The sequence below is a fragment of the Sneathiella sp. genome (assembly GCF_029233945.1).
GTDB lineage: Bacteria > Pseudomonadota > Alphaproteobacteria > Sneathiellales > Sneathiellaceae > Sneathiella.
The window spans coordinates 1-14,002 of record NZ_JARGOQ010000023.1 but is presented as its reverse complement, the minus strand read 5'-3'; the positions used below and the strand labels follow the sequence as shown (position 1 = coordinate 14,002).

The following is a 14,002-nucleotide window of genomic DNA, read 5'->3' as shown; positions in this document are numbered from 1 at the left end:
ATTGATCTTCGTATCGTAAACCATGCAACCCGGATTAGGAATGCAGGATATCGCAGAAATAGAAAAAATTCCCTTCCCCGACGTGATGGCGGATCTTCCCGCGCCCGGCGACGCGGAGCTGCTGGTGGTCGGCCTTGAAAGCTGGCAGGAGGTTACCGCCGCCGACCCGGAGCTGGCCGCCTTCGCCGGGCGGCTTGCAGAAATCGACGAGGGCCCGCAAATCCTCGCCAGCATCTTTGGCAACAGCCCGTTTCTCTCAAGCTGCCTGCTGGCCGAGCCGCATCTCCTCCGGTATCTGGTGGAAGACGGCACGGAGCGGACGCTCCAATGGATATATAATGCGCTCCATGCGGATTGCGAGCTGGAGGCGGAGCGAGAGACGGTGATGGCGGCGCTGCGCATCGCAAAAAGGCGCATTGCCCTGCTGACGGCGCTCTCGGACATGGGGAAAGTCTGGGAGTTGATGAAGATCACCGGCGTCCTCTCCACCTTTGCCGACACGGCGGTGGAAATCTGCTGCCGCCATCTCCTCAAAGCCGCGAGCGACAAGGGCGAATTGACCCTGCCCCACCCGGACGATCCGACGAAGGACAGCGGCCTGATCATCATCGGCATGGGCAAGCTGGGCGCGGGGGAGCTTAATTATTCCTCCGATATCGATCTTGTCATCCTCTTCGATGCGGCGAAGACGAGCTATACCGGTCGCCGTTCGGTGCAGGACTGCTTCGTCCGCATTGCCCGCAACCTCGTCACCATGATGCAGGAACGCACCCGCGACGGCTATGTCTTCCGCACCGATCTGCGGCTGCGGCCTGATCCCGGCGCGACGCCCATCGCGCTGTCCATCGGCGCGGCCCATGTCTATTACGAAAGCCAGGGCCAGAACTGGGAACGCGCCGCCATGATCAAGGCCCGCGCCATCGCCGGAGACCTTGACGCAGGAGCGGAGTTTGTCTCCTTCCTCACCCCCTTTATCTGGCGCAAATCCATGGATTTCGCGGCGATTGAGGATATTCAGGCGATCAAGTCGCAAATCCACACCCATAAGGGATTTTCGAAAATCTCGCTGGAGGGGCATAATATCAAGATCGGTCGGGGCGGCATCCGCGAGATCGAGTTTTTCTGCCAGACCCAGCAGCTGATCGAGGGCGGGCGCAACCCGTTCTTGCGGGAGGTGACGACGCTCGGCACCCTCTCCCAGCTGGCCGCCGCGGGCAAAATCAGTCCGGCCGTGCGGGGGGAGCTACAGGACGCCTATATATATCTGCGCGAGCTGGAACATCGCCTGCAGATGATCCATGACGAGCAGACCCAGCTCCTGCCCGACGATGCGGAGGATTTCCGCAAACTCGGCGTTTTCTTCGGCTATGACGAGGTGCAGGAATTCCGCGCGAGTTTGCGCGCCACCCTTGAAACCGTGCAGCGCCATTACGACGCCCTCTTCGCCTTTGAGGAAACGACAGACCGCAAAGCGGGCCGCCTGGTCTTCACCGGGGCGGAGGATGACCCCGAAACGCTTAAATCGCTCGCCGAGCTGGGTTTTGAGGAAACCAGCGCCATCTCCCAGAAAGTCCGGGAATGGCATCATGGCCGCTACCGCGCAACCCGGACGGTGCGCGCGCAGCAGATCCTGACCGAGCTGATCCCGCAACTGCTCGAAGCGCTTGGCGATACCAGCAACCCGGACGCCGCCTTCACCCGCTTCGATGTCTTCTTGCAGAAGCTGCCCGCCGGGATACAGCTTTTCACCATGTTCAAGGCGCACCCGAGCTTGCTCAAGCTGCTCGCGAAGATCATGGGGATGGCACCGGAGCTGGCCGAGACGCTCGCGCGGAATACCATGCTGCTCGACGGCGTGCTGGATACGGAGTTCATGGCGCCGCTGCTCCCGAAGACCTTCCTGGAGGCTGATCTCGAAATGATTCTCGCAACCGCGCGGGATTTTCAGGACGTGCTCGACTACACCCGCCGCTGGGCGAATGATCGCAAATTCCGCCTCGGCGTGCAGATCCTCGATAATGTCGACCATGGCACCGGCCTCGGGGCGACGGTCGCCGCCGGTCCCGCCTTTTCCGACGTGACCGAGGTGATCCTGGAGGCGATCCTGTTCAAGACGCGCGAAGAATTCGCCCGCACCCATGGCGTCGTGCCGGGCGGGGAGTTCGCCGTTATCGGCATGGGCAAGCTCGGCAGCCGGCAGATGACCCCGGCCTCCGACGCGGACCTGATCTTCCTGTTCGAGACACCGGAGGAGGATATGGTGACCGACGGCCAAAAGCCGATCTCCGCCGGTCTTTATTACACCCGCTTTTGCCAGCGCTATATCAATGCGCTCAGCGTCCACACCGGGGAAGGGCAGCTCTATGAGGTCGATATGCGGCTGCGCCCCCATGGCAAGTCCGGCCCCATCGCCCTGAAGCTGGCCAGCGCCCGGAAATATTATGAGGAGGAAGCCTGGACATGGGAGCATCTCGCCCTCACCCGCGCGCGGGTTGTCGCGGGCGACCCTGCCCTCTGCGGGAGAGCCGAGAAAATGCTGCGCGAGATTGCCCTCACCAGGCGCGATCCGGAGAAAATCCGTACCGAGACCCTCAACATGCGCCGGCGGGTATTGAAGCAGCACGGCACCGACAACCCCCTCACCGTCAAGCATGCGCGCGGCGGCCTGATGGACCTTGAATTCCTCTGCCAGTATCTCCGCCTGAAGCATGGCCCGGACCATCCGGATATCCTTCGGCCCAATTCCATGGACAGCCTGAAGGTCATGAAGGCGGAAGGCATTCTCCCGGCGGAGACGGCCGACCGGCTCGTCGATATCCTGAAGCTCTATCTCAATATCAGCGGGCTGAAACAGCTCTGCCTCGGCGACCGGAAAATCGACGAGACGATCCCCCTCGCCCTCAAAAAAGCCCTCGCGGAGGCCGGGGAGGTTGACACTTTCGACGCGCTCGCGAAAAAGCTGAAAGCCGCACAAAGCGATGTCGACCGGCTGCTCAATGACTATCTTGGAAAGGGCGCGACGGCGGAATAGGCCGCGAGCGGCTTTATCTCAGCATTGAAGATACGGGGCGTTTGGCAGGCGGATGGTGACGCGGCTGCCCTTGCCGAGTTCGCTGATAAACTCCATGGTGCCGCCATGCAGCTCCACCAGGGTGCGCGACAGCGACAGGCCGAGGCCGGTCCCGTCCTTCGTGGTGAGATGGGATTCCGTCGCCTGCACGAACGGCTCGAAAATCGTCGGCAGGTCTTTCTCCGCCACGCCAACCCCCGTGTCATCCACCGACAGGATCACCTCATCATCATGTTGGGCGCATGTCATGGAGATCACGCCGCCTTTCAGCGTGAATTTGATGCTGTTGCTGAGGATATTGAGCAAAATCTGCCGCACCCGCCGGGCATCGGCGAAAATCGAGAAGTCGAAATCTCCCTTGTTATACCGCACCGTCACGCCGTTTTCATTGGCCTGCTGCATGATCATTTTCAGCGACTCATTGACGATCTCGGCAAGGTCGAAAAACTCCTTCTCCAGCTGGAGCTTGCCTTCCTCAATCGCGCCAAGGTCGAGTAGATCGGAGATAATCGCCAGCAGATGCTTCCCCGAGCCGTTGATATCGGCGGCATATTCGCGATATTTCTCCGACGGCAGTTTACCGAATGTCTCCATCAGCATCATGTCGGAATAGCCGATTATGGCATTGAGCGGCGTTCTCAGCTCATGGTTCATATTGGCGATGAACAGGTTTTTCGCCTTATGCGCATCGATCGCGCTCTTCATCGTGTTGATCAGCATCTCCTCGGATTTCTTCTGCTCCGTTATATCGCGGATAATGCTCACATAGGTCTTCTTGCCGTCGAAATTATAGGCGGCCGTGTGGGACTCGATCGGGAACGAGCTGCCATCCTTGCGCCAGGCATTCAGGCCGAGGGAGACATTCTCCTCCACCCCGGCCGTCTGTGCGGGCTGGCTGAAGAAAGTGTCCATCTCGGCGCGATCCGTCGGCGGCAATAAAATCGATACTTCATGCCCGACGACCTCGTCTTCCGTATAACCGAAGAACCGTTCCGCCGCGCGATTAAAAACCTCGATCTGGCCGGATTTGTTCGTCGTGATGATGGCGTCCGCGCTGTTGGAAATGATCTGGCGGAACTTGGTCTCGCTGGCGCGCAGCAGGCGCAGCGTCTGCAACCATGCACTCTCGTATTTTATGATCCACCAGAAAAGCGCGAGAGCAAACAGGATGAACCCGGCGATTGTCAGCTGGACAATGACAATTTCCCGCTCTTCCATCGCCATCATCTCATCCAGGAAGGCAAACCGATCCGCAAAGCTCTTGTCCCAGACGCCGTTGAGCACCGCCAGCGCCGCCACGGCGTTTGTATCATCCACGCGGACCAGCCGGTCAATCTCCTTCACGGTCATTCCTCCCGCGATAAAGGCCGCTGCCCGGTCCAGATTTACGCGATATTCGCGGAGCGTCACCAGGACATCCTCTATCGCCTGATGCTCCTCGTCGCTCAGGGGCAACTCACGATAAGCGGCAAGCGCCTGACTGATTTCATCGAATTTTTTCTCCGCCGTCAGTTGGTAGACGGGATCATGGCGAAGGACAAAATTCTTGAAATTATGGATGAAGCCGCCATAGCCGAAGGCATTTTCGAGAGTATTATTCAACCGGGTTTTCTCGACCAGGTCCTGCTCGAACTCAATAAGGCGATTGCGTTCCTCACCATATTGCTGGGCGAGGTTTATCGAGTATAACCCCCCCGCGACACTGACCAGCAGCATGATACCGAGAACGGCGAAGCCTATACGCTTGTACCCCTTGGCGTTCATAAATTCCCAAATACCTACTATTGCCTGAACCAAGATTATTCTAATTTAGTTATTCGTTCCTGAACTTTCAGCATAGGGGCAAATGAAAGCATCTCCAAACGGGTTTTCAGATACTTATTTTATATTTTCAGGAATTCCTCATGCAACGTCGAAACCCTGCGGCGGCGGCGTCCGGATTTTGCCGCTGAAAAGTTCCCTCGGGACTTGCGCGCGCGTCGCTCTGCTGCTAGTCAAATTGCCTGCAAAACGATGCACCAAAGGAGAGAGCCATGCCCGACGTTGGAGAGAAAGCCCCGGACTTTAACATGCCCACCGATGGCGGGGAGGATGTGAGCCTTGACTCCCTGAAAGGCACGCCCTTCGTGCTTTATTTCTACCCCAAGGACAACACGCCCGGCTGCACGACGGAGGCCATCGAATTTTCGGAAAAGCTCACGGAGTTCGACAGGCTCGGCGTGAAAATCATCGGGGTGTCGAAGGATTCTCTTAAAAAACATGCGAATTTTCGCGAAAAACACGCGCTCAAGGTGATCCTGGCCGCCGATGAGGAGGGCGAAGCTTGCGAGGCCTTCGGCGTCTGGGTCATGAAGAAGAATTACGGGCGCGAATATATGGGGATCGAACGCTCCACCTTCCTGATCGATGGCGAAGGCCTCATCCGCAATGTCTGGCGCAAGGTGCGGGTGAAGGGCCATGTGGACGCCGTGCTGGAGGCGGCAACCGCGCTTCAAACGTGACAACACTCTCCGATCTTGCCGTCGCCATCCTGGCCGAGCCGGACGCCGCCCGGAAGGCCGCAAAAAGCCGGGACGCGGCAATCGCTTGGCGCGCCTCGAACGGGAGGATGGAGATCGGCGGCACCCTGCCTCCCGGCCGGCCCGCAAGACCGGCGCGGCCGGAACTCCTGCCGCCCGCCGAGATGCCGCGCCGGCGCGGGCAGTCCGATGCGGCGCGCGCGACCTTGCTCCATGCGGTCCAGCATATCGAGCTAAACGCCATTGATCTCGCCTGGGACATGGTGGCGCGCTTCACGAACGAGACCCTCCCCCGTGACTTCTATGATGACTGGGTCCGCGTCGGCGAAGAGGAGGCCAGGCATTTTACCCTGCTTGCCGACCGGATCGCCGAGCTCGGGTTCGCTTACGGTGATTTTCCCGCCCATGATGGCCTGTGGGAGGCGGCGATAGCGACGCGCGAGAACCTCGCCGCCCGCCTCGCGGTGGTGCCGATGGTGCTGGAGGCGCGCGGCCTTGATGTGACACCCGCGATGATCACCCGATTCGGCAAGATCGGCGATGAAAAGAGCGTCAACGTGCTTAATGTCATCTTAAAGGATGAAATTGGTCACGTCGCCATCGGCAGCCGCTGGTTCCACCATTTTTGCGAAAAAAACGACCTCGATGCGGAAAAGACCTGGCAGGAACTGGTGCAGAAATTCTTCAAAGGCCTTTTAAAACCCCCGTTTAACGACACCGCGCGCGCGGTTGCAGGATTACCGTCGGAATACTATCTTCCCCTGTCGTCGCCCCTGCCGCAAAAACAGACAAAAAATGGCAAATTTTAACGGCCCCGGTGAGCGGTTGAAGTTTGCGGAAAAATCGGTTCTATTATCCGGCACTCCCGTACCTATTAATACGCAGCGAAGAAGCAGGATGAACAAATGAGGCTGAAGGCCGTCATAGATAAACTCTTTACGGACCGTCAGGTTATCATCTCCACCCGGGGGCAGCTCAAATATCTCCGGCTTTCCGTTGCGACGCAGGCGATGGGGTTCGCCGCCGTCGTCGGCCTTGGCGGTGTATTCGCCTATCTGATGGTCTCCGGCGCGTTGCAGTACCGCGAAATAACGCAGGCGCAGGCCAACCTTCTCTCGCTTCAGTCCGACTTCAGCGCCGTTTCGGCGGATTTCGAGCTGGCGCAATCAAAGATCATCGCCACCCAGGCCGAGCTGGACCAGCAATATGCCCGCCTCGAAGATGTGCTGGCCGATCGCCATGTCGTTGAGCAGGCCCTGGAATTCGCAGCAATCACCCCGGGCGACAAGAAGCAGGAGAAATCCGTCGAGGATCGCATCCGCACCCTTGGCGAGAGCCTGCACAGCACCAACGCCCGGCGCGAGCAGCTCGAAATGGAGATCACGCAGCTCAACAAGGCGCTGTTCCAGACCACCCGCGCCCGCGATGAGGCGGCCTCTAACCGGGAGAAAACCGAAAAACGGCTGGCCTCGTTACGCGGGCTGGTCAATCTCTATGCCTCGACCAAGGACGAGATTTACAAGGAACTGGAGCAGACCCGTGCCCAGTTCGCCAGCCTGAAACAGGAATTCAGCGGCCATCTTCACAAGGAGGACGCGCTCAATTCCGAGGTGGGCGAGCTGCGCTCCCGCCTGACGAAAATGTCAACCGACAACAAGGACCTGATCTCCCGCATCCATGACCGCACCAATGAAAGCGTGGCGGCGCTGCGCGAGATTATTGTCCTGACCGGCCTCGATCCGGAGAAGCTCCTCGGCTCCTCTGATGCGGAGGCGGGCCTTGGCGGACCGTTCGTTGCCGCTGTGCCCGGCGCAAACCTGATGGAGACGGAGCAGGATTTCTACGCCCAGACCCAGAAGATGGAGGCGAGCCTCACCCGCTGGGAGAACCTGCAGACATTGCTCAAGCAGATCCCCCTCGCCCGGCCCGTGGATGTCGGCTATATCACGTCGAGCTTCGGCAAGCGGCGGGACCCGATCACCAAGCGGACCGCCTTTCATTCCGGCGTCGATATCGCGGGACCGAAAAATTCGAAAATCCTGGCCACCGCGCCGGGGGTCGTTACCTTCGTGGGCAAGAACGGCGCCTATGGCACCATGGTCACCATCGATCATGGCCGGGGATTCAAGACGCGCTATGGCCATCTGAAGAAAGCGCTTGTCAAGAAGGGCGCCAAGATCGAGTACCGAACCGAAATTGGCGTGATGGGATCAACCGGTCGAAGCACCGGCCGTCATGTCCATTATGAAGTCATCTATGAAGGCGAGCATCAAAACCCGGCGAACTTTATCAAGGCCGGTCGATATGCGTTCAAAGCAACGCCGAAGCTTGAGAAAGCCGCCGCCGACTAAATCTGCGAAAGAGGTTATTCCATGTTTTCCGGTAACAGCAAAACCGAACCGAAATCCGCCAAGTCCAACGCCATGCCCTCGATCATTGCGGAAAACCTCAATATTGAGGGGAACCTCCTGTCGGAGGGGGAAATCCAGATCGACGGCGCGGTCCATGGCGACGTGCGGGCAAAAATCCTGACCATCGGCCAGAATGCCGTGATCACGGGCGATATCAATGCGGGCACCCTGATCATCCGCGGCGCGGTGAATGGCAACCTGCGCGGCGAGGAAATCACGGTCACCTCCAGCGCGACGGTAAACGGCGATATCGTCCACGCCTCCCTCAGTATCGAGCCCGGCGCGAAGATCGATGGCCATCTCAAGCATAGCGACAACCCCCGCGATCTCCCCGACACGGTCACCTTCTTTGAAAAATCCGAGGCCGTGAGCGGCGAGAAATAACCCACCCTGAGCAAGACATTAAACTTGACATGGCAATGCAAATGCATTACCTAATAAGTCAAATTAAGTAATGCAGAGGCAAGAGGTGGTGATGACTGTGCTTACACAAGAACTTTCGAAACTCACTGACCGCTACCAGACAACGGTGCCGAGCGGCGTGCGCAAGCAGTTGAAGCTCAATAAGGGTGATCAAATTCGCTATTCCACTGAACCCAACGGTCGAATTTACATTGAGCCCGTTCGGACACCGGAAAGTGATCCGGCACTTGACGCCTTCCTCGAGCTGATCGAAACGGATATCGAGGCGCATCCGGAGCGCCTGCAGGCATTTGACGGCGGCCTGCGTGACCGTCTCAAAGCGCTGGTTGGAGGTATCGAGATTGACCTTGAGGCATCATTGTCTTCAGATGACGAATGACGAAACCCGTTGCGCCCCTTGTCGTCAACGGTTGGTCGATATTTGCGCATTCCGTCTTCCTTGAACAAATTGACGGGCTTATCGAGGAGGTTGAAACTCGGAAAATCCGTGACCCAAAAAACTGGAAGAAGAAGAACTGCACCAAGCGATTGGCGGCAATTCTTAAACTGGTGACCGAGGTCATCCCCACCGATCCGACGTCCGATCAGTTTCGGCAAGGCCATACACTCGGTTCAGCCCGGAAACACTGGTTCCGGGCAAAATTTTTCCAACAATATCGCCTGTTCTTTCGGTTTGATAGTACCAGCAAGATCATCGTTTTGGCCTGGGTGAATGATGAAAAGTCTTTGCGGGCTTACGGTAGCAAGACAGACGCTTACAAGATATTTAAAGAGATGCTGGACAAGAAGAACCCGCCAGATGATTTTGATATGCTGCTGAAGGACGCCGCGAAATCGGCTGAACAATTTGCGGCAGCCCTGAAAACGGAACCGTTATCAGATCCTGCCGGGAAATAGGCCCCTTGCCAGCTACGCTGCAGTTGCTATTTTTTATTGGATGACACGACAGACACAAAAAAGGCCCGCGCAAATGGCGGGCCTTTTTATTGGGTCTTGAGCGCCTAGCCGTGGATTTCGGAGCCGGAGAAGAAATAGGCAATCTCGATTGCGGCGTTGGCCTGGCTGTCGGAACCATGCACGGAGTTGGCCTCGATGCTTTCGGCGAATTCCTTGCGGATCGTGCCTTCATCGGCATCGGCCGGGTTCGTCGCGCCCATGACTTCGCGGTTCTTCATGATGGCGTTTTCCCCTTCCAGGACCTGCACGATAACCGGGCCGGACACCATGAAATCGCACAGCTCCCCAAAGAACGGGCGTTCCTTGTGAACGCTGTAGAAAGTCTCGGCATTTTCGCGGGTCATCTGGATGCGCTTCTGCGCGACGATCTTGAGGCCAGCGTCTTCCAGCTTGGCATTGATCTTGCCGGTCAGGTTGCGGCGGGTCGCGTCGGGTTTGATGATGGAGAAAGTACGTTCAAGAGCCATTGGGTCACTCACCTTAAATATAGGGGACAAAGGAATATTTCCGCGCCTTATAGCCCCCCCGTCCGCCCACGGCAAGGCGTTTGATCCCAATTTATCCCGCTGTTTCCTTTTTGGGGCCGGTTTAGCCCGCCCAAGCCCTGATTTTCCCATATTGTTCCAGATAACCGCAAAGCCGACGGATCTCGTGACGGGAGGAAATTTATATCAGGTCTTTCTTTTTCAGTTCCTTGCTCTGGAGCGAAATCTTCCACAGATACCCGCAGCCGAGAAAGAACACGCCAATCCCGCCGAAAAATATTCCTAAATTCGCCAAATTTGCCATCTGCCGCCCCCTTTAATGCAATGATAAACCCAATATACCGCAGGAGGGAAGCGGCGCCAAATTAAGGGTGCGTGACAATCGCGCGGAGGGAAGGTTTTGCCGTATTTACCTGTCCGGCGGGGTCCAGTCGCTTTCCACGGAATTGCGCCGGCTAAACCGCAGGGCAAGGCCGATGGAGACCCCGGCGCCAATAGCCACGGTCAAATCGACGATGACAGTCAGGATAAGGGTCAGCAACAGAAGGAAGATGTCACTTTTCCGTCCGCGCAAATACTCCCCCCATTTATGCGGCTCGGTCATGTTCCAGGCGGTGACGATCAGAAGCGCGGCAAGCGCCGGCATGGCGAGATAGCTTGCAAGCGGCGCGGCAAGCAGCATCACCAGCAGAATGACAACGGCATGGACAATTCCCGCCACCGGCGTTTTTCCGCCCGCCTTGACGTTGGTTGCCGTCCGCGCAATCGCGCCGGTTGCCGGAAGGCCCGTGAACAGCGCCGAGGCGATATTGGCCATCCCTTGCGCGGAGAGTTCGGCATTCGGTCTGTGACGCCCCTCGATCATTTTATCCGCAACCATGGCGGAGAGCAGCGATTCAACGGCCGCCAGAAAGGCAATGATAAAGGCGGAGGGAAGCAGCTCAATAATCCGCGAGACGGAAAAGTCCGGCAGTTCCGGCCAGGGGAGCTGGCTTGGCAATTCCCCAAAGCGGGAGCCGAGCGTCTCCACCGGTAAATTCATGAACACCACCAGCGCCGAGCCAACGCCCACGGCAACGATCAGTCCCGGGAAACGGGGCGCAACCCGGCGCAGGACAACAATCAGAACCAGCGTGATAATCGCAACCGCGAATGTCGCCAGACTGAATGTCTCGCGGACATCCCAAAGGGCGGGGATTTTCTCAAGAAAATCGGCGGGCAAATTCGCCACGCTCAGACCCAGAAAGTCCTTCAGCTGGCTCGTGGCGATAATAACGCCGATCCCGATGGTGAAGCCGTTCACCACCGCCTCCGGTACGAACGCGATCAGGTTCCCGGCGCGAAAATACCCCGCAATGAGCAGAATAATGCCCGCCATGAAGGTTGCCAGAACAAGACCGTCATAGCCATGCTCGGCAATCACGCCAAAAACCACGACGATAAAGGCACCTGTCGGACCGCCGATCTGCACCCGGCTCCCGCCGAGCAGGGAGATCAGGAAGCCCGCGACGATAGCCGTCACGATGCCCTTCGCCGGATCGGCCCCGGACGCAATCGCAATGGCAAGACTGAGCGGCAGGGCAACCATGGCAACGGTCGCGCCCGCCAGCAAATCGGATATAAACAAGGACCAGCTATAGGACTGGATTGTCGTCAGGATCTTCGGTTGGCGCATCAGGAGAACTTATGGACGGAGTGGCACGATGTGCTTTATTTATAGACACAATTCCAGCCGGTCGTACAGTAAATAGAGATAACCGGACGGGATTCCCTCTCCCGCCCGGCCCTGATGGCAGCGCGATGGCGTCACGCCGCGGCACCGGTGGCGCAGGGCTCCGCGAAAACATCAATCGCCTCGTCCGTCTCCAGATAGGATTTGAGGCTTGAGAGTACGAGCGGCCAGCCTTTCGAGATGCCGATCGCCATGCCGCTGCCCGCCTCCAGTTCGTCATGGGTGACGGTCAGCCGTACCATATCCTCATACGGCACAAGGTCAAACGTCACCCGGCTATGCTTGTCGCGGTTGTCATAGTCGGACTGGTTCGCCCAGCTAATAACCAGCTTTTTCGGTGGATCAATCTCCACCACGTCACCGGCCAACTTCACCTCCCGCTCTGCATCGGCGCGGATATGCTCCCAGCGCGATCCCACCTTCCAGTCGGAGACATTCTCATGCCCCCAGTAGCGCGCCGCGACCTCGGGCCGGGTAATCGCCTCGAATATCTTTTCCGGCGTCGCGCGAATGAAGGTCACATACACAAAAGTCGTCTTTTCCTTACTCATCATTCTCTCCTTCCAGTTCGGTTTTCAAATCATGCAGCAGGCTCAATCGCTGCTGCTCGAATTTTCGTATCCAGCGTTCATAGATGGTCTGCAGCGGCACCGGGTTGAGGAAATGCAACTTCTCCCGCCCCCTTTTTACCGTTGAGACCAGATTGGCCTCCTCCAGCAGGCCGATATGCTGCGTCACGGACTGGCGTTTCATGTCCATATGCTCGCATAACTGCCCCAGCGTCTGGCCGTTCTTCTCACACAGCAGATCCAGCAGTTTCCTGCGGGTCGGATCGCCGAGCGCCTTGAATGTCTTGTCATCGTCCATACTCTACCTCTTGGCGTGGATAATATGCAGGCATTTACCTGCATGTCAACAGAATTGTTCTGAATTCACGTGCAAGTCCCATTTTCCGGCTTTCGGGCCGCCGCGCTTTCTGTTAGAGAGTGCCCCATGCTGCAAATCAAGGATCTGACATACCGCATCGCGGGCCGTACGCTGCTGGAAAATGCCTCGCTGCATATTCCGGTCGGGCATAAATTTGGCCTGATCGGGCGCAACGGCACGGGCAAGTCAACGCTGCTCAAGCTGATCACCCATGAAATCCAGCAGGATGGCGGCACGATCGAGCTGCGCAATGGCGCACGCCTTGGCGTTCTCCCGCAGGAGGCGCCGGGCGGGCCGGAAAGCCTGATCGAGGCGGTGCTCGCCGCCGATGTGGAGCGCGCGGAGCTCATGCAGGAGGCGGAGACCGCCACCGACGGCATGAGGATTGCCGAGATCCATACCCGCCTGGCCGATATCGACGCCCATACGGCGGAAGCGCGGGCGGCGAAAATCCTCGCCGGTCTTGGCTTCGACCATGCGGCGCAGCAGCGCTCCTGCTCCTCCTTCTCCGGTGGCTGGCGGACCCGTGTCGCGCTTGCGGGCACGCTCTTCGCCGAGCCTGACCTCCTCCTCCTCGATGAGCCGAGCAATTATCTCGATCTCGAAGCGACGCTGTGGCTGGAGAATTTCCTCCGCGGGTATCAGCGCACCCTCGTCATCATCAGCCATGACAAGGACCTGCTCAACAATGTGGTGACGGAAATTGCCCATCTCGACCAGATGAAGCTGGTTAAATATACCGGCAACTATGATTTCTTCGAGAAGACCCGCCGCGAGCAGATGGAGCTTCTCGCCGGCATGGCCCGCAAGCAGGAAACCCAGAGGAAGCATCTGCAGAGCTTCGTCGATCGCTTCCGCGCCAAGGCCTCGAAAGCTCGTCAGGCCCAGAGCCGGGTGAAGATGCTCGAAAAGATGAAGCCGGTCGTCGGCATTGTCGATGAGCATACGGCGAGCCTGACCTTTCACGCGCCGGAGCCGCTCTCCTCCCCCATCATCACGATGGAGCATTGCGCCGTCGGCTATGAGCCGGGCAAGCCGGTCCTGCGCGGGCTTGACCTTCGCATCGATATGGATGACCGCATCGCGCTTCTGGGCTCCAACGGCAACGGAAAATCGACTTTCGCGAAACTGCTCGCCAACCGGCTCGCGCCCGAAACCGGCCGGATGCAGAAATCGAACAAGCTGAAAATCGGCTTCTTCGCGCAGCATCAGCTTGACGAGATGCACCCCGAGGAAACCGCCTATCAGCATCTCGCCTCGAAGATGGAAAACGCGCAAGAGTCAAAAGTGCGCGCCCGTCTCGGCCAGTTCGGCTTTTCCCGCCAGAAGACCGACACGGCGGTAAAGCAGCTTTCGGGCGGCGAAAAAGCGCGGCTCAATTTCTGCCTGATCGCGGAGGAAAAACCGCATCTGCTCATCCTTGACGAGCCGACCAACCATCTCGATGTGGATAGTCGCGAGGCGCTCATTCAGGGCCT

13 protein-coding genes are annotated in these 14,002 nt (G+C 58.2%); 8 read left to right on the top strand and 5 right to left on the bottom strand.

From position 1 onward, the window contains the following. Nucleotides 1–40: 40 nt before the first annotated feature. Entirely contained in the window at nt 41–3,031 is a 2,991-nt protein-coding gene (locus P1U71_RS09325; RefSeq protein WP_301105318.1) for a bifunctional [glutamine synthetase] adenylyltransferase/[glutamine synthetase]-adenylyl-L-tyrosine phosphorylase, read from the top strand. 18 nt (nt 3,032–3,049) lie between these two features. Here P1U71_RS09325 and P1U71_RS09320 read toward each other — a convergent pair whose 3' ends face one another. Further along, nucleotides 3,050–4,834, bottom strand: a complete 1,785-nt coding sequence (locus tag P1U71_RS09320; protein ID WP_301105317.1) for a PAS domain-containing sensor histidine kinase — start codon at nt 4,832–4,834, stop codon at nt 3,050–3,052. Nucleotides 4,835–5,103: 269 nt separating this feature from the next. Between P1U71_RS09320 and bcp the strand changes: the two genes are divergently transcribed. From bcp to P1U71_RS09290, 6 genes are all read left to right on the top strand, one after another. Next, nucleotides 5,104–5,571 carry a thioredoxin-dependent thiol peroxidase gene (gene bcp / locus P1U71_RS09315; protein ID WP_301105315.1) on the top strand — a complete coding sequence of 156 codons (468 nt, stop codon included), beginning with the start codon at nt 5,104–5,106 and terminating at the stop codon, nt 5,569–5,571. Further along, nucleotides 5,568–6,398 (top strand): ferritin-like domain-containing protein, encoded by an 831-nt coding sequence (locus tag P1U71_RS09310; RefSeq protein ID WP_301105314.1) that lies wholly within the window; start codon nt 5,568–5,570, stop codon nt 6,396–6,398. Before bcp ends, P1U71_RS09310 begins: the two co-directional genes overlap by 4 nt. 96 nt (nt 6,399–6,494) lie before the next feature. Further along, a complete protein-coding gene (locus P1U71_RS09305; RefSeq protein ID WP_301105313.1) occupies nt 6,495–7,940 on the top strand; it encodes a M23 family metallopeptidase in 1,446 nt (481 codons plus the stop codon). Between the two features lie 21 nt (nt 7,941–7,961). Beyond that, on the top strand, nt 7,962–8,384 hold the full coding sequence (locus P1U71_RS09300; RefSeq protein ID WP_301105312.1) for a polymer-forming cytoskeletal protein: 423 nt from the start codon (nt 7,962–7,964) through the stop codon (nt 8,382–8,384). Between the two features lie 91 nt (nt 8,385–8,475). Then, nucleotides 8,476–8,802, top strand: coding sequence for a type II toxin-antitoxin system PrlF family antitoxin (locus P1U71_RS09295; RefSeq protein WP_301105310.1), 327 nt, complete (start codon nt 8,476–8,478; stop codon nt 8,800–8,802). Continuing rightward, on the top strand, nt 8,799–9,320 hold the full coding sequence (locus P1U71_RS09290) for a type II toxin-antitoxin system YhaV family toxin (protein WP_301105309.1): 522 nt from the start codon (nt 8,799–8,801) through the stop codon (nt 9,318–9,320). Before P1U71_RS09295 ends, P1U71_RS09290 begins: the two co-directional genes overlap by 4 nt. Nucleotides 9,321–9,424: 104 nt before the next feature. Here P1U71_RS09290 and ndk read toward each other — a convergent pair whose 3' ends face one another. From ndk to P1U71_RS09270, 4 genes are all read right to left on the bottom strand, one after another. Next, nucleotides 9,425–9,847, bottom strand: a complete 423-nt coding sequence (gene ndk, locus P1U71_RS09285; RefSeq protein ID WP_301105308.1) for a nucleoside-diphosphate kinase — start codon at nt 9,845–9,847, stop codon at nt 9,425–9,427. Between the two features lie 427 nt (nt 9,848–10,274). Continuing rightward, the gene (locus tag P1U71_RS09280; protein ID WP_301105307.1) at nt 10,275–11,540 is read right to left on the bottom strand and encodes a SulP family inorganic anion transporter; all 1,266 of its coding nucleotides are present in this window, start codon (nt 11,538–11,540) and stop codon (nt 10,275–10,277) included. Between the two features lie 131 nt (nt 11,541–11,671). Continuing rightward, nucleotides 11,672–12,148: an SRPBCC family protein gene (locus P1U71_RS09275; protein ID WP_301105306.1), complete on the bottom strand. Its 477-nt coding sequence runs from the start codon at nt 12,146–12,148 to the stop codon at nt 11,672–11,674. Then, a complete protein-coding gene (locus P1U71_RS09270) occupies nt 12,141–12,464 on the bottom strand; it encodes a helix-turn-helix domain-containing protein (protein ID WP_301105305.1) in 324 nt (107 codons plus the stop codon). The genes P1U71_RS09275 and P1U71_RS09270 overlap by 8 nt, the downstream gene beginning before the upstream one ends. 126 nt (nt 12,465–12,590) lie before the next feature. Here P1U71_RS09270 and P1U71_RS09265 point away from each other — a divergent pair. Further along, the coding region (locus tag P1U71_RS09265; RefSeq protein WP_301105304.1) for an ABC-F family ATP-binding cassette domain-containing protein at nt 12,591–14,002 on the top strand (1,412 nt) is incomplete at its 3' end.